21 protein-coding genes and 1 pseudogene are annotated in these 20,192 nt (G+C 40.4%); 11 read left to right on the top strand and 11 right to left on the bottom strand.

Going from position 1 to position 20,192, the window contains the following annotated elements:
* The 3 genes from ahpF (at position 1) to NSS77_RS05935 (ending at position 2,630) form a co-directional block, all read left to right on the top strand.
* Positions 1 to 1,533 (top strand): alkyl hydroperoxide reductase subunit F, encoded by a 1,533-nt coding sequence (gene ahpF, locus NSS77_RS05945; RefSeq protein WP_342470802.1) that lies wholly within the window; start codon positions 1 to 3, stop codon positions 1,531 to 1,533.
* Between the two features lie 159 nt (positions 1,534 to 1,692).
* Positions 1,693 to 2,112 carry a hypothetical protein gene (locus NSS77_RS05940; RefSeq protein ID WP_342470801.1) on the top strand — a complete coding sequence of 140 codons (420 nt, stop codon included), beginning with the start codon at positions 1,693 to 1,695 and terminating at the stop codon, positions 2,110 to 2,112.
* A 191-nt stretch (positions 2,113 to 2,303) separates the two neighbouring features.
* Entirely contained in the window at positions 2,304 to 2,630 is a 327-nt protein-coding gene (locus NSS77_RS05935; protein ID WP_342470800.1) for a helix-turn-helix domain-containing protein, read from the top strand.
* Positions 2,631 to 2,688: 58 nt separating this feature from the next.
* Here the strand turns inward: NSS77_RS05935 and NSS77_RS05930 are convergent, their stop codons facing one another.
* Both NSS77_RS05930 and NSS77_RS05925 read right to left on the bottom strand, forming a co-directional pair.
* Complete coding sequence (locus NSS77_RS05930) at positions 2,689 to 3,189, bottom strand: LURP-one-related family protein (protein WP_342470799.1); 501 nt, start codon at positions 3,187 to 3,189, stop codon at positions 2,689 to 2,691.
* A gap of 14 nt (positions 3,190 to 3,203) precedes the next feature.
* Positions 3,204 to 4,073, bottom strand: coding sequence for a LysR family transcriptional regulator (locus NSS77_RS05925; protein WP_342470798.1), 870 nt, complete (start codon positions 4,071 to 4,073; stop codon positions 3,204 to 3,206).
* A gap of 125 nt (positions 4,074 to 4,198) precedes the next feature.
* Between NSS77_RS05925 and NSS77_RS05920 the strand changes: the two genes are divergently transcribed.
* The 3 genes from NSS77_RS05920 to NSS77_RS05910 all read left to right on the top strand — a co-directional run bounded on the left by NSS77_RS05920 (position 4,199) and on the right by NSS77_RS05910 (position 5,843).
* A complete protein-coding gene (locus NSS77_RS05920; protein ID WP_342470797.1) occupies positions 4,199 to 4,909 on the top strand; it encodes an AzlC family ABC transporter permease in 711 nt (236 codons plus the stop codon).
* The gene (locus NSS77_RS05915; protein ID WP_342470796.1) at positions 4,906 to 5,211 is read left to right on the top strand and encodes an AzlD domain-containing protein; all 306 of its coding nucleotides are present in this window, start codon (positions 4,906 to 4,908) and stop codon (positions 5,209 to 5,211) included. Before NSS77_RS05920 ends, NSS77_RS05915 begins: the two co-directional genes overlap by 4 nt.
* Before the next feature lie 260 nt (positions 5,212 to 5,471).
* Positions 5,472 to 5,843, top strand: a complete 372-nt coding sequence (locus NSS77_RS05910) for a hypothetical protein (protein ID WP_342470795.1) — start codon at positions 5,472 to 5,474, stop codon at positions 5,841 to 5,843.
* 67 nt (positions 5,844 to 5,910) lie between these two features.
* Here the strand turns inward: NSS77_RS05910 and NSS77_RS05905 are convergent, their stop codons facing one another.
* The 8 genes from NSS77_RS05905 to NSS77_RS05870 form a co-directional block, all read right to left on the bottom strand.
* On the bottom strand, positions 5,911 to 6,324 hold the full coding sequence (locus NSS77_RS05905) for a DUF418 domain-containing protein (RefSeq protein WP_342470793.1): 414 nt from the start codon (positions 6,322 to 6,324) through the stop codon (positions 5,911 to 5,913).
* On the bottom strand, positions 6,308 to 6,718 hold the full coding sequence (locus NSS77_RS05900) for a hypothetical protein (RefSeq protein ID WP_342470792.1): 411 nt from the start codon (positions 6,716 to 6,718) through the stop codon (positions 6,308 to 6,310). Before NSS77_RS05900 ends, NSS77_RS05905 begins: the two co-directional genes overlap by 17 nt.
* A gap of 189 nt (positions 6,719 to 6,907) precedes the next feature.
* Positions 6,908 to 7,072 (bottom strand): hypothetical protein, encoded by a 165-nt coding sequence (locus NSS77_RS05895; RefSeq protein WP_342470791.1) that lies wholly within the window; start codon positions 7,070 to 7,072, stop codon positions 6,908 to 6,910.
* 264 nt (positions 7,073 to 7,336) lie between these two features.
* Positions 7,337 to 8,227, bottom strand: coding sequence for a manganese catalase family protein (locus NSS77_RS05890; RefSeq protein WP_342470790.1), 891 nt, complete (start codon positions 8,225 to 8,227; stop codon positions 7,337 to 7,339).
* Between the two features lie 64 nt (positions 8,228 to 8,291).
* Positions 8,292 to 8,504, bottom strand: coding sequence for a YuzF family protein (locus tag NSS77_RS05885; RefSeq protein ID WP_342470789.1), 213 nt, complete (start codon positions 8,502 to 8,504; stop codon positions 8,292 to 8,294).
* Positions 8,505 to 8,644: 140 nt separating this feature from the next.
* Positions 8,645 to 8,968: a DUF378 domain-containing protein gene (locus tag NSS77_RS05880; RefSeq protein WP_342470788.1), complete on the bottom strand. Its 324-nt coding sequence runs from the start codon at positions 8,966 to 8,968 to the stop codon at positions 8,645 to 8,647.
* A 150-nt stretch (positions 8,969 to 9,118) separates the two neighbouring features.
* Positions 9,119 to 12,547, bottom strand: coding sequence for a pyruvate carboxylase (pyc, locus tag NSS77_RS05875; protein WP_342470787.1), 3,429 nt, complete (start codon positions 12,545 to 12,547; stop codon positions 9,119 to 9,121).
* A gap of 72 nt (positions 12,548 to 12,619) precedes the next feature.
* A complete protein-coding gene (locus tag NSS77_RS05870; RefSeq protein ID WP_342470786.1) occupies positions 12,620 to 14,287 on the bottom strand; it encodes an L-lactate permease in 1,668 nt (555 codons plus the stop codon).
* Positions 14,288 to 14,494: 207 nt separating this feature from the next.
* Here NSS77_RS05870 and NSS77_RS05865 point away from each other — a divergent pair, with 207 nt between their 5' ends.
* From NSS77_RS05865 to NSS77_RS05845, 5 genes and pseudogenes are all read left to right on the top strand, one after another.
* Positions 14,495 to 15,214, top strand: a complete 720-nt coding sequence (locus NSS77_RS05865; RefSeq protein ID WP_342470785.1) for a FadR/GntR family transcriptional regulator — start codon at positions 14,495 to 14,497, stop codon at positions 15,212 to 15,214.
* Between the two features lie 143 nt (positions 15,215 to 15,357).
* Positions 15,358 to 16,074 (top strand): (Fe-S)-binding protein, encoded by a 717-nt coding sequence (locus NSS77_RS05860; protein ID WP_342470784.1) that lies wholly within the window; start codon positions 15,358 to 15,360, stop codon positions 16,072 to 16,074.
* Positions 16,075 to 16,087: 13 nt separating this feature from the next.
* Complete coding sequence (locus NSS77_RS05855; protein ID WP_342470783.1) at positions 16,088 to 17,512, top strand: LutB/LldF family L-lactate oxidation iron-sulfur protein; 1,425 nt, start codon at positions 16,088 to 16,090, stop codon at positions 17,510 to 17,512.
* Positions 17,509 to 18,216 (top strand): lactate utilization protein C, encoded by a 708-nt coding sequence (locus NSS77_RS05850; RefSeq protein WP_342470782.1) that lies wholly within the window; start codon positions 17,509 to 17,511, stop codon positions 18,214 to 18,216. The genes NSS77_RS05855 and NSS77_RS05850 overlap by 4 nt, the downstream gene beginning before the upstream one ends.
* Before the next feature lie 149 nt (positions 18,217 to 18,365).
* Positions 18,366 to 18,461: pseudogene (locus tag NSS77_RS05845) on the top strand (NAD(P)H-binding protein); the annotation flags it as partial.
* A 270-nt stretch (positions 18,462 to 18,731) separates the two neighbouring features.
* On the opposite strand, the gene NSS77_RS05840 reads toward NSS77_RS05845, so the two are convergent.
* A complete protein-coding gene (locus NSS77_RS05840; protein WP_340714247.1) occupies positions 18,732 to 20,087 on the bottom strand; it encodes a transposase in 1,356 nt (451 codons plus the stop codon).
* Between the last annotated feature and the right edge of the window lie 105 nt (positions 20,088 to 20,192).

Raw genomic sequence — 20,192 nt, 5'->3', positions numbered from 1 at the left:
ATGGCATTAGATGCGGAAATTAAAGCCCAACTAAATCAGTACTTGCAGCTGCTCGAAAACGATATCGTTTTAAAAGTGAGCGCAGGTACTGACGAGGTTTCCCAAGAGATGCTGGCTTTGATTGATGAGCTGGCATCCATGACTCCAAAAATCAAAGTGGAAAAAGCGGAATTAAAAAGAACACCCAGCTTCAGCGTAAACCGTGTCGGTGAAGACACTGGCATCACTTTTGCAGGTGTTCCATTGGGTCATGAATTCACTTCATTAGTATTGGCATTATTGCAAGTAAGCGGCCGTCCTCCAAAAGTGGATCAAAAAGTCATTGACCAAATCAAATCCATCAAAGACGAATACAACTTCGAAACGTATGTCAGCTTAACTTGCCACAATTGTCCTGACGTTGTGCAAGCTCTCAACATCATGAGCGTGTTAAATCCTAATATCACGCATACAATGATTGATGGCGCTGCATACAAAGAAGAAGTGGAAAGCAAAGACATTCTCGCTGTGCCAACCGTTTACTTAAACGGTGAACCGTTTGCCAGCGGCCGTATGACAATTGAAGAAATCCTTGATAAACTCGGCCAAGGCTCCGATGCTGAGGAATTGTCCAATAAAGAACCGTTTGATGTTTTAGTCATCGGTGGAGGTCCTGCGGGTGCCAGCGCGGCAATTTACGCTGCCCGCAAAGGAATCCGCACAGGTATCGTGGCTGAGCGTTTTGGAGGACAAATTTTAGATACATTAACAATTGAAAACTTCATCAGTGTAAAAGAAACGGAAGGGCCAAAACTTGCGAAAGCCCTTGAAGAGCATGTTAAAGAATATCCAGTTGATATCATGAATTTGCAACGTGCCAAACACCTTGAAAAGAAAGGCGACCTTATTGAAGTGGAACTTGAAAACGGTGCCGTTCTAAAAAGTAAAACAGTGATTATTGCCACAGGTGCACGTTGGCGCAACATCAATGTTCCTGGAGAACAGGAATTCAAAAACAAAGGTGTTGCATATTGCCCTCACTGCGACGGACCATTATTCGCAGGAAAAGACGTTGCGGTAATCGGCGGTGGCAACTCCGGTGTGGAAGCGGCCATTGACCTCGCAGGTATCACTAACCATGTGACAGTACTTGAATTCAATGACCACCTAAGAGCTGACGAAATCTTGCAAAGTCGCCTTCGCAGCTTACCAAATGTGACAGTCATCACAAATGCTGCCACAAAAGAAATCACCGGCACAGATAAAGTAAACGGCCTTACATATGTAGACCGTGCAACAGGTGAAGAAAAACATATTGAATTAGCCGGAGTATTCGTTCAGATCGGTCTTGTTCCAAATACGGATTGGCTGGAAGGTACACTTGAACGCAATAAAATCGGTGAAATCATCGTAGATAAAAAAGGCGCCACAACAATCCCAGGCGTATTTGCAGCCGGTGACTGTACAGATGGCCCATATAACCAGATCATCATTTCCATGGGTTCTGGAGCAATTGCTGCATTAAGTGCCTTTGACTATCTCATCCGCAATTAATTCGGCTCTATCTTCAAACAGTCCTGAATTTTCAGGGCTGTTTTTTTCATTTAAATGCGATTAAAAATTTCACTTTCATTTCTATGAAAATTTTTATATTTTCCTCCTGAAAAAAATGATACACTTTGGAAGTATTTATTAATAAGGAGGCACAAAGCCGTGAATCATGCACAAAACTTTGAACGCTATATTACACAATCGAATATTGGCTACGATTTGATTCCTTTTGAAGACGGTGCCAAAGGTTTCCGATTCTATCAACAATTAGAAAATGGACCGCAGCTATTATTGGGAGTTCTATTTAATGCGAATGATTCAATTGTTGACATAACAGTTTTTAATATAGCAAAAATAACAAACCCTTTAAAGGTGGAAATGTACTTAAATCTTCTAAATGAATTGAACAATCAATACCGTTATACGAAATTTGCGAAAGTCGATAACGAAATACAGGCAAATTACTCTTTGCCCCTTATAGAAAATCAGGATATAAGTGATATCATTGTGGAATTGATGCTTTTGGTTTTGAGAAGTGTTGAAGATTCCTTCCCTAAAATCATGAAACTTCAATGGGCATAAGAAAATGCGAAAAATATCAGCCATAAAAATGGGTGATATTTTTTCATATCCTAACGAATCTCTCCTCTTTTCTCTTATCAGTTACTTATTGTAACAATGTGTTTTTATCATATAACGTTTCTTATTATCACTTGTTTTGTTATTCTCATCATTTGTTTGATAAAATACATAGTAGAGAGGTGTTGTCATAAATGAATCAACCAACAATTTGCCCGAAATTTGAAAAAGCGGTTTCCATCATCAGCCAAAGATGGACTGCGTTAGTGATATATCAATTGCTTTCAGGACCAAAACGTTTTAGTGAAATTCAATCATCTATCGGCATAAGCGGAAAAGTATTATCAGACCGCTTAAAAGAGTTGGAGCAAATGGAGATTATCAACCGTAAAGTAATCCCCGCCACACCCGTCATCATCGAGTATTCATTGACGGAAAAAGGGCGTTCGATGGAACCGATTTTGACATCGATTGAAAAATGGTCACAGCAATGGATTTCCGTTGACTCAACCGAATCTTAAATGAAAAAGACATTAGTAAAAGGGATTACTAATGTCTTTTTATTCGGGAAGACTCCTATTAGACGGATGAACTGGCCGCCGCTGCGGTATTTTGCTCTTCTTTCACACAGTCTATGGCAATGACAAGCGCAATAATGATCTGTTCCATTTCTTCATTTAAAATTTCCACTTTGTAGCTGTCTCCCCAAGTAAACCACTCTTTGCTTACTTGGCCGATTTTTTCACCATGTTGGAACACTTGGAAGGTCATATCCCACCAATTGCCGCGCACTTCAATTCCGGCAGCATCAATGGTATAGCGGGAACGGAAGAAAGTGAATTCCTTTTTGATGGTGATTACCTGTCTTCCTTCCATTTCAACAATAAACTTCGGCAAAAAGGCGAATACTTTCTTCGTAATAACCGCCACTTCATGCCCCTCCATGTCATAGATTGTAAAGGTCTTAGGTATTTTCAAAAAGCTGCCTTCCACATAATACACTTCATTCCCCTGCTCATCTTTCACCTTAAATCGATCGGTAAGACTTAGAAACTTTTGTTTAATATAAAGCTGTTTCATCAGGGTCTCTCCTTTCATCGCGTTGCCGATAATTGCCGGATGATGAAATCGATAAAATAACGGCTGGCGCTCGGCAATGTTTTCTTATTTTTATAGGCGATGCCCAAAGTTCGGGTAATTGGCGGTTCCACTTTCTTTTTGACAAAGCGATATCGGACTTTATTCATCACCATCTCGGAAAGAATCGAAACACCAAGGCCGTTTTCCACCATCGACATGATGGTATAATCATCAATCACCCGGAATTGGATATTCGGCCTCAATCCTTTTTTCTTAAAAGCTTCCAATGGTTCATTCAATTCCCCTTCTTCCAGCAGAATAAAAGGCTCTTCCGCCAAGTCCTCCAATGAAACGGTTGGTTGGGATACAAGGGGATGATCTTCCGGTAAAATGGCAAGCATATGGTCCTGCTTCAAAGCGACCGTTTCCAAATCCTCTGCCGCATCAGGATTTACAAATCCGAAATCCACACTGCCTTCTTTAATATATTTGACGATGCTTGTATATTCTCCTTGTTGCAATTGAAATTGTACCGATGGATACAGCTTCTTAAAATCTTGCATCAGACTGGGCAGCCAATTACTTGAAACGCTTGTGAAGGTTCCTATGCGAATATTCCCAGTGGCCAGTCCTTGCATTTCCCTCGCTTTTTCCATTAATTCCGCATGGGAATTTGCCACCCTCGTAATAAAAGGCAAAAATTCCTCTCCATCCGGCGTTAACATAATCCCTTTCCGGGAGCGATAAATTAACGTCGTTCCCAGCTCTTCTTCGAGGGCTTGAATCATCTGGCTGATGGCGGACTGGGTATAACCCAGTTCTGCTGCCGCTTTGGTAAAGCTGCCTTTTTCTATCACTTTTAAAAAGGCATAATATTGTTTCATTTCACGTTGACACCTTCCATCAATATTCCTTATGTAATAATTATAAACATTAATTTTACTGATGTTTATCCCTTTGTTAGAATCTTCTAAAAAGCAATTGATAATCTAATGGAGGACATAATAAGATGAAAACGAATATAGCGGCATGGAAAAGGGGGATCAAAACAGGCATCCCCATTGCATTTGGTTATTTCGCGGTCTCCTTTTCCTTCGGGATTCTTTGTAAACAGGCAGGATTGAATCCCTTTGAAGCGGTCTTGATGTCTGCAACGAATTTAACTTCCGCCGGGCAATTCGCCGGGCTTACCATGATTGCCGCGATGGCGACGGTTATTGAAATTGCGGTTGCACAGCTGATCATCAACTCCAGATATTTGTTAATGTCCTTTTCTCTGTCACAAAAGATTCCAACAGATACACCTATCTATCACCGATTATTGATGTCCTATGGAATTACCGATGAAATATTCGGTGTTTCCATTGCGGAACCGGGAAAATTAAATCCTTATTTTATGTATGGCGTGATGACGGTGGCCGTTCCTGGTTGGGCATTGGGAACGCTTTCCGGAGTGATTTCGGGGAATATTTTCCCGGAAAGAATTACGAGCGCTCTGAGCATTGCCCTTTACGGCATGCTCCTTGGGGTGATCGTCCCACCGGCAAAAAAGAATAAAATCATTGCCGGAGTTATCGTTGTTTCGATGCTGTGCAGCGCCATTTTTGCCGTTATTCCCGCTTTAAAAAGCGTCTCATCCGCTGTAAAAATCATCGGAATCACCCTGGTGATTGCAGGCGCAGCCGCATTTCTCTTCCCAATAAAGGAGGAGGAGGCATGAATCATACTGTTTTTTATATTCTCGTGATGGCTGTTGTTACCTATTTGATACGGGTATTGCCTCTAACCCTTGTAAGAAAAGAAATCAAAAATATTTATATCCGGTCTTTTTTGCACTATGTGCCATATGTAACATTGGCTGTGATGGTTTTTCCCGGAATTTTGGAGTCCACCGCCTCACCTTGGTCAGCACTTGTAGGATTTTTGGTTGCCATCATTTCCGCTTATTTGGGAGGGAACATTGTCAGCGTGGCGTTGCTCACTTGTACAGCTGTATTGATCGTGGAATTGTTTTTATATTAATTCTCAGGGAGAACAATCGCTTCTCCCTTTATTTTTTCCCCATCATTAGAAGGCTCGTTGGTCCATTTTATTTCACTGAAACTTTTATTTGGAAAACCCTGAATGCACTTTCAATAAATTCACTGATTCCATTCATAATTTTTGGCGATTCACATTATGATGAAATAAGAAAAACATAAAGGAGGAACTCATCGGCACCGGGAAGGGGAATGTTGTCTTCGTAGGGGAGAGCATGTGAAAAAACATAAAGGGGTGTATACATGAGGGGAGCCATTTGGATTCGACTGGCCATTCTTTATTTGATCTTCGGGCTTTGTGTAGGTTTATTCATGTCGATCACTCTTAATCTTCAATGGGGTTCTGCCCATGCCCACGTAAACCTGGTAGGGTTCGTAACAACAACATTGTTCGGAGTTATTTATAGCGTTTATCCAAAAGCAGCGGTCAATTCAATCGGAAAGGCTCATTTTTGGCTCCATAATCTAGGAATCCCCATCTTCCTACTCAGCGCCTTTTTAGTCCAGGTTCCCGGCTTGCTCGACACAGCACATATTTTCACATATATAGGCGGCGGAGCTTTCTTGTTAGGCACCATTCTTTTTGCATACAATGCCTTTAAACATATAAAATGATTCGGGTTTGAAAGGAAAGCTAAAAAGGTATGCAAACAATAGAGCGTTTGTATACCTTCTTTTTACATTAGGCAGTCTCTTTCATGAATCGAGCAAATGGAGCATTCGTCAGCCGTCTCCAAATCATTTCAAAAGGTCCGCGATTGTACTTTCTCAGCCAGAAATGGGCAAAAATCATCATCAATAAAGTAATGAATATAAACACAACAATCGTTCCAACCGAATTCAACTTCCCGCCAAGGGAGAATCCCCAGCTATAGAACAATACAGAAGCCGTGATATTTTGCAAAATGTAGCAGCTGAGGGCTGTCCTTCCCACCTCTGAAAGTCTTTGCAGAAGAAAATGATTGGCTTTCCGCTCCAATATCCAATGAATCGCCATGAGATATCCTACCGCCATCAGCGGCGCAAATAAGTAACGAACCAGCGTCACCATTGAATAGAATGGTAAAAATACTAACGCATTAAGCGGAATGCCCACAACTAAACCCCAGAAAAAATTTTTTTCTCAGTTCTTCACTTCTTTTGGTTTGACGGAAAATTCCCGCACGCACAAGATACACACCGAACAAAAATAGCAGGATATTCATTGGGATGACGGCAATGGCTTCCAATCTCATCTGAAATATCCCATCGAATCGAAATAATACTTGATCCAAATACGAACCTGTAGAGTAGACGGCGGCAATCTCATTTAATGCAAGGGAGAATTCTTCTTGTGACCCGGGAAATCTCATTCCTGCCTCTAATATGAAAGAGATCAGTAATACACCTGCAATATGAAGAATTCCCAGTATCAAAGCCAAAATTTTGATTAACTTTATTTTGCGTCGGACAAGTAGGGCTACGATGATTCCCGTTACAGCATAGCTCATCAGAATATCATACTCAAAAACAAATAAAAAATGGAGGAAACCATCCGCTAATAGCAACAACATGCTCCAAATGTATAACCATAGCCATATGTGTTCTTGATTCCGTTTGACGAAAGACTGACGTTTCAGCTCCAGTCCCATGCCAAATAAAATGGTCAACAGCCCCAAAAACTTGCCATTGGTTAAAAATCATACGAGTGATTCTAATATGGTATCGAGTGAATAGTCATTCATTCCAAAACCGAGCATAAAATCATAGTTTCCCAGTTTACTAAAAATCCAAATATTTGTACCCAAGGTTCCAATAATGGCCAATCCTCTGGCTATATCTAATACTTGGATTCTTTTTTCCACAAAAAGCCCCCTCAACCTATGGTGAACCGTTTTTTATTTGGAATTCATTCCATCATTTTTTACAGTAAATACCTGCCAATCTTAAAAAACAATCTATTTATTAGTAGTACGATTTAACCTTCTTTCAGTTTCATTTATTCTCGAAAAAACATACATTTTTCTGTTTTAAAAGGAAATTCCATTTGGTTGTTGAATAACATAAATAATCCGTTCCACAAGGATTTGTACGTGGAACGGCGATTTTTTACTTTCATGCAATTGTTTTTACAAGTTACTCTGGAGTCTTTTTAAGATGCGGAGATAATCATCCCGATCAATTCCAGGAGCAAATTCTTCCGGAAGTTCTGGAAGATCCGGAACTGGCGCACCTTCCGGAGTTCCGTGAATTACTCTTAACTCTTCTCCCGTTTCGGGGTTTTTCCCTTTCCAAATTTGATTAATATCCCGGTAATCTTCTTCTCCCCATGTGTATAAAACATTAAATAATCCTTGTTCCATAAATGGTTTGGCGTAATCAAATTTGCTGTTGTCTAAGCTTGGAACTGGGAGCATTTTTGATACATCGACTCCTGTTACCATTTCAATGGCTTTGGCATAAGCGATAATGTGCGTGCCGCCTCGAACAAGCAAGTATCCAATCATTGTGAGTGCCGTCGGATGGGTCGTCATCTCATAAACCCGCATTTTATGGGTTCTTGCACCGATTTCCAACATATAATTGAAAAGAAGATCTGCTACGAGGTTGCCTGTATTTGTAACAAATTCACCAGTCCATGGTCTTCCCATTGAATCTCCTGGATAAGCGGTTTGAGCAGTTGACGTAAAGTGGAGGGAATAACGGGCATCTTTTCCGTTTTGTAGTGGGGCTGTGTCAGGTCCTGTTGGAACAGTATTTCCTGTGGAGAGAAGGTTGATGGCCGTCGATACTAATTCTACATGGCCAAATTCCTCTGCCGTAATACTTGCTACTAAATCATAAAAAGGTTTGAACTTTTTCTTGCCTCGGAAATTAAAGGATTGAAACATATAATTGTTTAACGTAGACATTTCACCATATTTTCCGCCAAGCAATTCTTGAACAGCAGCCGCTGCATTCATATCGCCATGCTTCGGAATCGGCAATTCAATAAGAATTTTATTTACTCGTTTAAACATAATTTGAGTATGCCTCCATCCATAAATTTTAACCAATTGTATCTTATGTTGGATGGAGATTGAATTATGACTCTTTTATTGGTTGTACCCAAATAATTTGCTCCGTTCTTACATAAAACGGTGATCCTCCCATTTCAACAACAACATGGTCTGGCATCACTGTTTTTAATGTGCCGCGTAAACTGCCTCGAATTGTTTGAACAGCGATAGATTGATTTTGCAGACTTTTTAATGATTCATATACATACGGATCGCTGAGCTTCCAATTTCCATTCATACTGCAACACCCCTTTTCACAAGTCCATTGCAATATATGCAATGTTCGCGAAAAATGTGCCATTGTCTATTTTTCGGATGCTGCATAAAAAAGTGCAGCACTCTGCCATCTTTCCTGCAAAGTACTGCACCGCGAAAAATTCATTGTTCATTCTCGTTTGATTTCTTTAATGAAGAGAGATCTTCTTCTTCACCAAATTCTGTTCTGTAGTTCATCTGACTTTGATTTGGCTGGCTGACAGAACTCGTTGTATCTTCCCGATCTAATTCATCCCAAGGCTCAAACAAGAGCGTTAAGCAAAATAAACCGCTCAACCCTACCAAGCCATAAATAATACGTGAGATAACGGAATCTTGCCCTCCAAACAAAGTAGCAACTAAATCAAAATTAAAAAATCCAATGAGTCCCCAATTGATGGCACCGATAATGGCTAGTACAAGAGCAATTCTTTGCAAAACTTTCATTATCATACCTCCTTATATTTTTATCTTTTCATTTAAAGGAGGATTTCATACAAGGGATATGGGGATTCTTTTAAGTTTTGCAAGGCCAAATTCTTCCATTAACATTTCAAGCCAGCAAGAAGATATCCTTGCTGGCTTAAATCACCTTTGTTATTCGATTTCAATTAATAGGTCGCCAGTGGAAATGGAGTCGCCCTCTTTAACGTAAATTTCTTTTACCACACCATCTTTTGGCGCTTGCACAGTTGTCTCCATCTTCATGGCTTCTGTAATTAATAGATGGTCGCCCCGTTTTACCGGACTGCCTTTAGATACTACCACTTTCAATATTGTACCTGGCATCGTTGCGCCAATTTGATTTGGATTGGATGGGTCCGCTTTGACGGCTTTATTACCCTTTACCTCCACCGTCATATCTTGTACGATAATTTCCCGAGGTTGACCGTTAATTTCAAAGTATATCACTCGTGTACCATCATGTTGCGGCTCACCAATGGACACTAATTTAATAATCAATGTTTTTCCTTTTTCAATTTCCACTTCAATTTCTTCGCCTAGGCGCAAACCGTATAGGAATGTCGGCGTATCTAATACAGAAATGTCACCGTATTGGGCACGCACTTTAGCGTATTCTTCAAATACTTTTGGATATAGTGCGTAGGCGATTAAGTCTTTCTCTGTCGGTTTGAATCCGACTTTTTCTTCCAGCTCAACAGCAAGTTTACTAAAATCAACTGGCTCAAGTAGTTCACCAGGGCGCACTGTAATTGGCTTGCGGTCTTTTAGTATGAGCTTTTGCAGTTTTTCTGGGAATCCGCCATAAGGCTGTCCTAGATAACCTTGGAAAAATTCAATGACGGAATCAGGGAAGTCAAGCGTTTTCCCGCGTTCAAAAATATTTTCTTCATCTAAATCATTTTGCACCATAAAGAGCGCCATATCGCCAACCACTTTTGAAGATGGCGTTACTTTTACAATATCGCCAAACATTAAATTGACGCGGGAATACATTTTCTTCACTTGCTCCCAGCGGTCCCCTAGTCCAACTGCTTTCGCTTGTTGCTGCAAGTTGCTATATTGTCCGCCAGGCATTTCATGTACATACACTTCTGAATGAGGGGCATTCATACCGCTTTCGAAATCCACATAATATTTGCGCACATCCGCCCAATAATATGACAGCTTTTCAAGGGATTCAATATCCGCTCTGACTTGCCGTTTTTCGCCACTTAAGGCATAGTAGAGCGAATTGGCGCTTGGTTGAGATGTTAAACCTGCCATGGAACCTAATGCCGTATCAATGATGTCCACTCCAGCTTCAATGGCTTTTGCATAAACGAAAATACCATTTCCGCTTGTATCATGAGTATGGAGATGAATTGGCAAATCGGTTGTTTCCTTCAATTCGGAAATTAAACGGTAAGCGGCATTTGGTTTGAGCAGCCCTGCCATATCTTTAATGGCTAAAATATGCGCGCCGGCTTGTTCTAATTGTTTGGCCATTTCCTTGTAATATTGCACCGTATATTTTGCTCTTCCATCATCTAAAATATCGCCCGTATAGCAGATTGCTGCTTCTGCCACTTTTCCATTGAGGCGAACTTCATCGATGGCCACTTCCATCGCTTTTACCCAGTTCAATGAATCGAAAATGCGGAATACGTCAATACCGGACTGAGCGGATAATTTAATAAATTCGCGGATGACGTTATCCGGATAGTTGGAATACCCTACCGCATTGCTTCCTCTAAATAACATTTGGAACAAGATATTTGGAATTTTTTTGCGTAATGTTTCCAACCGATCCCAAGGGTCTTCTTTTAAAAAGCGATACGCTACATCGAAAGTTGCACCTCCCCACATTTCAAGGGAGAAGAAATCGTTCATCAATTGGCTTGTAGCATCGGCAATTTCAAACATATCTTTCGAACGAACGCGTGTGGCAAGGAGCGATTGATGGGCATCCCGGAATGTTGTATCAGTAAGCAGTACATCATCTTGGGCTTTAATCCATTGGATAAGTCCAGCCACGCCTTGTTCATCTAAAATTTGTTTTGTACCAGTTACCTTTTTTTCAGGTACAGTCGGAATATGAGGCTGAACAAAGATTGGTTTTGGCCGCTTTTCGATTCCAGGGAAGCCATTTAATGTCACATTGCCGATATAGTTTAACAGCTTTGTCGCACGGTCTTTCCGTTCTTTAAATTCAAATAATTCCGGTGTTGTATCAATAAAGCTTGTATCGAATTGGCCGCTTAAAAATTTCTCATGGTTTACGACATTTTCTAAAAACGGAATATTGGTTTTCACACCTCGAATACGGAACTCCCGCAAATTGCGATCCATTTTTTGCGCTGCTTCTTCAAAGGTTCTTCCCCAAGTCGATAGTTTCACAAGCAGCGAATCATAGTGCGGCGTAACGACTGCGCCTTGGAAACCGTTCCCTGCATCTAAACGGACACCAAAACCGCCAGATGAGCGATACACCATAATTTTTCCTGTATCCGGCATAAAATGATTTTTTGGATCTTCCGTTGTAATCCGTGATTGAATGGCATAGCCAAATAAAGGAATCTTTTCTTGCTCAGGAATCCCAATTGCTTGACTGTGTAGCTCATAACCTTCCGCAATTTTAATTTGCGCCTGAACAATATCAACTCCTGTAATCATTTCGGTAATGGTATGTTCCACTTGAATGCGCGGGTTTACCTCAATAAAGTAAAAATTATCGCCCGTTACTAAAAACTCCACTGTCCCTGCATTCACATACTGCACATTTTTCATCAATTTTACAGCTGCTTCGCAAATGCGGCGGCGCAACTCTTCTGAAATTGAGATAGATGGCGCAATCTCTACCACTTTTTGATGGCGGCGTTGAATTGAGCAATCTCGTTCATATAAATGCACGATATTGCCGGCTTCATCCCCTAAAATTTGAACCTCTATATGTTTTGGTTTAACAATGGCTTTTTCCACGTAAACCTCATCCGAACCAAAAGCCGCTTTTGCTTCGGATTTGGCCCGTTCAAAAGCCTCTTTTAAATCGCTTGCCTTTTCCACAAGGCGCATTCCTCTGCCTCCACCGCCAAGGGCTGCTTTAATCATAATGGGGTAGCCGTATGAATCTGCAAACTGTTCAACTTCTTCCAAACTTTTTACTGGCCTATCTGTACCTGGAATGACAGGAATTCCAGCAGCGATGGCTTGTTCGCGAGCCTTTACTTTATCCCCAAATATGCTTAAATGTTTTGATTTTGGGCCAATGAAGATGATTCCTTCTTCTTCGCAACGGCGAGCAAACTCTACATTCTCTGATAAAAAGCCATATCCCGGGTGAATAGCATCTACATTTGCATCTTTTGCTATTTCTAAAATTCCTTCAATATCTAAATAAGCATCAATTGGCTTTTTCCCTTTGCCTACCAAATAGGATTCATCCGCTTTAAAACGATGAATGGCACCGCTATCCTCGTGGGAATAAATAGCGACCGTTTTTAGTTTTAATTCAGTACATGCGCGGAAAATGCGGATAGCGATTTCACCGCGGTTTGCGACTAAGACTTTTTCAATTTTTTTCATAAGTCTCCCCCCATTACTCAAAATTGCTAGCAGCATCATCTATAACAGACGATACTGCCAAGACTTCAAAACTTATGGAATCATCCATGTAAGTACGGTGCTTTGCAAAAATGTAATGATACACATGCAGACAAGTAAAATGACACTGTATTTTAAGGCGAATTTTAACAACTCTGATTCTCTTCCAATTAATCCCACAGCTGCAGCAGCCACAGCTAATGTTTGCGGCGAAATCATTTTTCCTGTCACGCCTCCTGCAGTATTGGCAGCCAGCGCAAGAACCGGATCCATCCCGATAGATTCAGAAGTAACTTGCTGCAACTTGGCAAATAATACGTTGGAAGAAGTATCGGAACCTGTAACAAACACACCAATCCATCCAAGCACCGGCGAGAAGAACGGGAATAAAGCCCCTGTTTTTGCCAACACTAAACCTAAAGTAGTCATCATGCCGGCTGTGTTTGCTACATAGGCATAACCAACAACACAACAAATAGTTAAAAGCGGGAATTTAATTTCGTTGATAGTTTCGCCAAAAGTTTTTACCCATTTACCCCAAGAAACTTTTAATAGAAACTTAGAGAGTATAGCAGCAAATAAAATGGCTGTTCCCGCAGCACCTAATAATTCAAATTTATACACTGCTGCAATTTCCTTACCTGTTGAACCATCGATTACCTGATTGTGTAAAAACGGGACTTCTGGATAGAACGTGAGCGCACCACCAATGTTATTCACAAAGGTTAAAAATGCGTTCCCGCCTTCATATGTACCTAATAACGCCTTTTTGAAGGATGGAATTCCCCAAGCAGATATAAATAGCGTTAATACAATAAATGGAGACCAAGCTCTTAAAATTTGCCCACCCGTATAGTGATTTTTTGTATCCTCCACTTGGCTGTCCGTTTCAAAACGATAAATATTTTTCGGCTGCCAAAAGCGTAAGAAAATCGCTAAAGCTACTAAGGATACTAAGGATGAAATAATATCCGGTAATTCGGCACCCAAATAATTGGAACTTAAAAATTGTGCCACTGCAAATGAAATACCGGATACTAAAACCGCAGGCAACACTTCAAAAGCCCGTTTAAAGCCGACCATAATCACTACTAAAACAAATGGAATAAATACGGCAATCAAAGGCAATTGACGGCCAACCATCTTTGAAATTTCTAAAGCAGAAATTCCAGTAATCCCTTCCATTACCGTGATTGGTACGCCAATAGCACCGAAAGCCACAGGAGCTGTGTTTGCAATTAAACAAAGACCTGCCGCTTGCAACGGCTTAAAGCCCAAACCTACTAGCAATGCCGCTGTAATGGCAACCGGTGCACCAAATCCCGCTGCCCCTTCCAAAAATGCTCCAAAGGAAAACGCTATCAATAGAGCTTGAATACGACGGTCTTCTGTAATAGATAACACCGATGAACGAATTACATCAAAGTACCCGGTTTTTACCGTCAAGTTATATAAAAAAACGGATGTAATGATAATCCAACCAATTGGAATAATTCCATACACAGCCCCTTGCGAAGCAGATGCCATTGCAGTCACAACCGGCACCTTAAACGCGAAAACTGCAATGACGATAGCTATAATTAAGGTGGTCAGTCCCGCCATATACCCTTTCATTTTTTTAATAGCAAGCGCCCAGAAAAAATATAAAATAGGAATTGTTGCAACCAGGGCTGTCCACCCTAAACTGTTTCCAACTGCTGTAAAATTTTGCGTAAACGTCATTCTCTTTCCCCCAATGTTTCAAAATATCCCCTATCAAGTCATCTGATGACCTTATGACTTAGATTATAAATTGAATTTTTTTAAAATTCAATGTTGTTTTACTTGAGTTACACTTTTATCTTCTCTGAACGAGAAGATTTTTCATTGTACTTTCGGTATAATGTATAATTAATTTACCGATTTTGCTTGAAAAACGAGGTGGACTATTTGAAACTTGCAAAAGTAAAAACGAAAAAAATTTACGAAGAAGTTTGTGAAATTCTTTATGAAAAAATCCGTACAGGCGAACTAAAACCAGGTGACCGTTTAAATTCTGTTGAATATTTAGCAGAGCAATTACAAGTCAGTAGATCCGCTGTCCGTGAAGCATTATCAGCCTTAAAAGCAATGGGGCTGATTGAAATAAAACAAGGCTCTGGCACATTTGTGAAAAACTTCCCTAAACAAAAACTGGAATTTCCTCTTTCTACGGCCATTATTACATACAGAGAATACGTCCCTCATTTGCTTGAATTAAGAAAAATTCTTGAAGTTGGGACGGCAAGAAGCGCAGCGAAAAACAGAACAAAAGAAGATCTTGTCATTTTAGAAGGAATCCTTGAGGAAATGAAAAACGTAGAAGGGGATGAAGAGCTTGGTGAAAAAGCGGATTTCGAATTCCATAAGGCCATTGCAAATGCTTCCCACAACCCTCTGCTACCTAATTTACTAAACCAAGTATCCGGGCTTACGATTGAATTAATGCGAGAAACAAGGCGCATTTGGTTATTTTCTAAACAAACCACGATTGAACAATTATATGATGAACATATGCAAATTTATTTAGCTATCAAACAACAAAATCCCGAACTAGCAGAACTCGCCATGTATTCCCATTTAAATAACGTAGAAGAAATTTTAATGAAATATTTCGATACGACAGAATGAGAAAAGGTGTTGAAGTTTATCCAGCTTCTGCACTTTTATGTTTTGTATTTTCAAAAAATTATAGTAGAATTTGAAAAAACGTGATACTATTTTAGTCATCTGATGACCTGTTGATTTTTGAAGGAATTATAGGGGGATTCATAATGAAAGTCTCATTATTTGTGACATGCCTTGTAGATATGTTTCAAGGAAATGTAGGAAAGGCGACTGTGGAACTTCTTGAGCGACTTGGTTGTGAAATCGATTTCCCAACATCACAAGTTTGCTGCGGACAGCCGGCTTATAACAGCGGATATGTAGAAAAGTCAAAAGGTTCCATGAAAAACATGATTAAAGCATTTGAACATGCAGAATATGTTGTAACGCCATCCGGTTCCTGCGCATATATGTTCAAAGAGTATCCGCATATTTTTAAAGGGGATCCGGAATGGGAACAAAAAGCCCAAAATTTAGCAGATAAAACCTATGAATTAACCGACTTTATTGTAAACGTTTTAAAAATTGAAAATGTCGGAGCCCGGTTAAAAGGCAAAGCCACATATCATACCTCATGCCATATGACGAGGCTTTTAGGGGTAAAAGATGCACCCATCCGATTACTCAAAAATGTAGAAGGACTGGAATATGTTGAACTTCCAGGAAAAGAGCGCTGCTGTGGATTTGGCGGTACATTCTCCGTGAAAATGGGGAATATTTCCGGTGAAATGGTCGATGAAAAAGTGCGCAATATTGAGGAAACAGGGGCAGACATTTTAGTTGGTGCAGATGCCGGATGCCTCATTAATATCGGTGGACGAATTAGCCGCACCGGAAAACCGATTCGAGTCATGCATATTGCAGAAGTGTTAAATAGTCGCTAAGGGGGGATTAGTTATGGCTATGAAAACAAGTGATGAGCAATTTAAAGAGCGCGTAGAGACGAACTTAAACGATACCTTTATGCGCGGCGCCATATCCGCTGCCCAAGCCCGATTTCAAACCCGCCGTCAAGCTCGCGTGGAGGAATTAGGAAATTGGGAAGAATGGAGAGCCCATGGAGAAGAAATTCGAAAACACGTTTTAGAAAATTTAGATGCATATCTTTATGAGTTGAGCGAAAATGTGGTCAAACGCGGCGGCCATGTATTTTTCGCGAAAACAAAAGAAGACGCATCGAACTATATAAAAAACATCGCCATTCAAAAAGAAGCGAAAAAAATTGTTAAATCTAAATCGATGGTGACAGAAGAAATCAATCTAAACGCAGCGTTGGAAGAAGCCGGCTGCAAAGTGGTGGAAACCGATCTGGCAGAGTTCATTTTACAATTAAATGACCATGAACCACCTTCACACATTATTGTGCCATCATTGCATAAAAACCGCCATCAAATACGGGAAATCTTTGCAAAAGTTGGCTACGACAAATCAGAACAACCTGAAGAAATGGCGCTGTTTGCCCGCAAAAAGCTGCGCGAGGAATATTTAACAGCAGACATCGGCATTACAGGATGCAACTTTGCCATTGCCGAAAGCGGCACAGTGACTTTAGTGACAAATGAAGGAAATGCAGACCTTGTCTCAGCTCTGCCAAAAACTCAAATCGTGGTAATGGGGATGGAAAGAATTGTACCAACCTTTGAGGAAATGGAAGTTCTCGTCAGCCTATTAACTCGCAGCTCGGTCGGCCAACGATTAACAAGCTATATCACATTGCTGACAGGCCCAAAAGGAGAAAACGAAACAGACGGTCCGGAAGAATTCCACTTAGTCATTGTAGATAATGGACGCTCGAAAATTTTAGGCACGGAATTCCAGCCTATACTACAATGCATCCGCTGTGCAGCATGTGTCAATGTTTGCCCAGTGTATCGCCATGTAGGCGGCCACACTTACGGGTCAATTTATTCTGGCCCAATCGGCGCTGTTTTATCTCCGCTGCTTGGAGGATATGAAGATTTCAAAGAACTGCCGTATGCATCAAGCCTTTGCGGTGCTTGTACAGAAGTTTGCCCTGTAAAAATCCCTTTGCATCAATTATTACATTTGCATCGCCAAAAAATAGTGGAACAGGAAGGAAAAGCCCCGATTTCAGAACGTTTAATTATGAAAGCCTTTGGGCTAGGGGCATCAACTTCGCCGCTCTTTAATATGGCAACAAAAGTCGCTTCACCTATCATGTCTCCTTTTGTAAAAGATGACAAAATCACAAGCGGACCAGGCCCATTAAAAGCTTGGACGGAAGTGCGGGATTTTCCTGCCCCAAATAAAGAAAGCTTCCGCCATTGGATGAAGCAGCGTCAGAAAGGAGAGCAATCATGACGATTCAAAATCGCGATGAATTCCTAAATCAAATTGCCAAAAGCCTCGGCCGCCCTGTTCGAACAAAAGTGGAACTTCCCGTTTGGAAATATTGCCCCCAACATGAAGTGTTAAAAAATGCATCCCAAGATGAACTGGTGGAAGTGTTGAAACAGCAATGCGAAAACATCCATACAACGTTCGTCCAAACAACAACCGCGGATTTGCCGAATGTACTTCATCAAGTGGTGAACGATTATGGAGGTGAATCGGTCATCACATGGAAAGACGACCGCTTTGAAAAATTCGGGGTGAAGAAATGGATGGAAAATTTGCCGGAAAACGGCATCCACTTTTACGAGTGGAATCCGGACACCCCTGAGGAAAACATTCGCCAGGCCGAAAAGGCGAATATCGGTATAACGATCAGCGAAACGACATTGGCCGAATCCGCCACCGCTATGCTTACCAGTCATCCAAACCGGGGACGCACAATGAACTTTTTGCCGCAAAAAGTGATCGTGCTTATTCCGAAAAGTTCCATTGTCCCTAGAATGACGCAAGCTGCCCAAAAAATCCGCAAGCAAATCGAAAAGGGTCAACAAGTGCCATCCTGCATTTTATTTATGTCAGGACCAAGCAATTCAGCAGATATAGAATCCGTATTGATTGTCGGCGTGCATGGCCCCGTAAAAGCAACTTATATTGTCATTGAAGATCAATAAACATTTTCTATGAAAACGGCAGGATGTTGATTGCACAACATTTTGCCGCTTTTTTAATGCCCCAAACTAGGCAGCTTGCTAGCGTTCAAATCTCTCAATTCTATTGATTCACAAGGGAGATTTACCGTCGAACGGAAGGGGGGAGCGCAATGAAAATTATTGTCTTTGGAGCAACTGGCGCTGTGGGACGTCATGTCGTAAAACAAGCATTAGAAAAAGGGTTTGAAGTCACAGCCTTTGTCCGCAATGGTCTCTTATTTTTATTGTTTTTTAATCCATTCTTTTTCATAAGATGTATCCGGTTTAATTTTTTCAATTTCTTTAAACGCCTCATTGATTAGTGTTTATGGCAAACTAAAAATGGCTCTTACGTTCTTTTGGTGAAACCATATATGTACAGTCCTTCATCTCTTTATTAATTTTTTAAAAAAACATTTTATAAGAATCAATTTCATAAATCATAGTTTTTCTGAAGTATAGAGTACCCCTATACTAAAAACTTTGTTTTTTTTAAATTATGCAACTTGGTTTTGTTGCTGTAATAAAGCATTGATTCGATCAACTGCTAGTTTGCAGGTATTATAAATTAACGTCACCAGATTGAAATGCATTTTTGCTTTCTTTCCTGTACGATGACGGACATTGTTTAATTGAAAGTATTCCTTTAAATAAGCGTTAACGCGTTCGACTGCTGTACGTTCTTGATAAAGCTGTTTCCATCGTTCTGTCCCACGTGCTGGATAGGTAAATTTACGGATATCTATATCACATTTGATTTTGAAAACTTTTTGGCAAAGGGTGTCTTCTCGTAATGGGCAAGTTGCACATTCCTTTGGACGTGTGAATTTTAATGTATTGTACTTAGCGTCAAAGCTGTCATATTGGTAACTATGTTCACGCACACAGGTTGGACGAAAATGTTCATCGAATCCTATATATTCTCCTTCTCGGCGAACGTTGTAAGGAATCACGACTCGCATGGACTGTGATACGGCTTGACGGTAAATAGGTTCAACATCATAACCAGCATCAAATATAGCGATTGTAAATTGACCGTTTCCTAAGTGATGAAGTTTTTTCAATAATGGAATCGCAGCTTTACAATCACTTAAATTACCTGAGGACATCAAACGAGTGATGATATATTGACTTTTCGTCGAAACAGCTAAATGTGCTTTATAACCAAACCAGAATGTATTTTTTCCTTTACTATTCTTTTTCACACCCCATTTTGGCTCAATCGGTACATCCTTCCAAAGGGTTTCTAATGGGATATCCAGCTGTTCTTTCAGTTCTTTTTCATAGGTTGATTGATTTCCTTTTTTCTCTACTTGTTCGGCTAACCAAACAGCTCGTTCAGCTTTCGTTTTACGACCACGTTTTTTAGGAGTTTTAGGTGCTTTCTTTTCTGATGGTGTGAAAGCATCACGAGCTTCAAAGTGACTCGCATCGATGGCGACATGTTCATCATTTAGAAAGCCTTCCAACATCGCTGTTTTGATGAGTGTATCGTTCATTTTATCTAGCACATCTGATTCACTAATGACTTGAATCATGCGTGAATAAGAGCTTTCAGATGGTACGACATCAGACACAAGGAATCCACAGTCGAAACGAAATAAAGGATCATGGACCAAACGTTTGACTAAATCCTTCATTGTTGGAATTCGTTCGACAATACGAATAATCAGCGATTGAATCATTGCACCATAATTCAATTCACGTGGTGCACCTTTCAATGTCTTTTTAGAAAACAATTGAAATATAGGCTGAATGTCGATAGCACTAAAAATGGCTTCATAACGATGGGAACTTTCCATTTCTAATAATTGATGGATGTCAAAAAGAGAAATTTGTTTTACAATAGTCATAGGGTACTCACCTCTTTCGTATGGTTTGTTTGGTTACCTACCATTATAACGAAATTTGGGGAGGTACCCATTTTTTATTGTCTTGAATCCCTTGAAAATCAAGGG

This window comes from Ureibacillus sp. FSL K6-3587 (assembly GCF_038593165.1).
Lineage (GTDB): Bacteria > Bacillota > Bacilli > Bacillales_A > Planococcaceae > Ureibacillus > Ureibacillus suwonensis.
This window is presented reverse-complemented; position numbering and strand designations above follow the sequence as displayed.

Bases quoted from the DNA above. Each gene is read 5' to 3' on its own strand.
- ahpF (WP_342470802.1), top strand. From the start codon at position 1: ATGGCATTAGATGCGGAAATTAAAGCCCAACTAAATCAGTACTTGCAG.
- NSS77_RS05935 (WP_342470800.1), top strand. From the start codon at position 2,304: ATGAATCAACCAACAATTTGCCCGAAATTTGAAAAAGCGGTTTCCATC.
- NSS77_RS05930 (WP_342470799.1), bottom strand. From the start codon at position 3,189: ATGAAACAGCTTTATATTAAACAAAAGTTTCTAAGTCTTACCGATCGA.
- NSS77_RS05925 (WP_342470798.1), bottom strand. From the start codon at position 4,073: ATGAAACAATATTATGCCTTTTTAAAAGTGATAGAAAAAGGCAGCTTT.
- NSS77_RS05920 (WP_342470797.1), top strand. From the start codon at position 4,199: ATGAAAACGAATATAGCGGCATGGAAAAGGGGGATCAAAACAGGCATC.
- NSS77_RS05915 (WP_342470796.1), top strand. From the start codon at position 4,906: ATGAATCATACTGTTTTTTATATTCTCGTGATGGCTGTTGTTACCTAT.
- NSS77_RS05910 (WP_342470795.1), top strand. From the start codon at position 5,472: ATGAGGGGAGCCATTTGGATTCGACTGGCCATTCTTTATTTGATCTTC.
- NSS77_RS05900 (WP_342470792.1), bottom strand. From the start codon at position 6,718: ATGAGCTATGCTGTAACGGGAATCATCGTAGCCCTACTTGTCCGACGC.
- NSS77_RS05890 (WP_342470790.1), bottom strand. From the start codon at position 8,227: ATGTTTAAACGAGTAAATAAAATTCTTATTGAATTGCCGATTCCGAAG.
- NSS77_RS05885 (WP_342470789.1), bottom strand. From the start codon at position 8,504: ATGAATGGAAATTGGAAGCTCAGCGATCCGTATGTATATGAATCATTA.
- NSS77_RS05880 (WP_342470788.1), bottom strand. From the start codon at position 8,968: ATGAAAGTTTTGCAAAGAATTGCTCTTGTACTAGCCATTATCGGTGCC.
- pyc (WP_342470787.1), bottom strand. From the start codon at position 12,547: ATGAAAAAAATTGAAAAAGTCTTAGTCGCAAACCGCGGTGAAATCGCT.
- NSS77_RS05870 (WP_342470786.1), bottom strand. From the start codon at position 14,287: ATGACGTTTACGCAAAATTTTACAGCAGTTGGAAACAGTTTAGGGTGG.
- NSS77_RS05860 (WP_342470784.1), top strand. From the start codon at position 15,358: ATGAAAGTCTCATTATTTGTGACATGCCTTGTAGATATGTTTCAAGGA.
- NSS77_RS05855 (WP_342470783.1), top strand. From the start codon at position 16,088: ATGGCTATGAAAACAAGTGATGAGCAATTTAAAGAGCGCGTAGAGACG.
- NSS77_RS05850 (WP_342470782.1), top strand. From the start codon at position 17,509: ATGACGATTCAAAATCGCGATGAATTCCTAAATCAAATTGCCAAAAGC.
- NSS77_RS05840 (WP_340714247.1), bottom strand. From the start codon at position 20,087: ATGACTATTGTAAAACAAATTTCTCTTTTTGACATCCATCAATTATTA.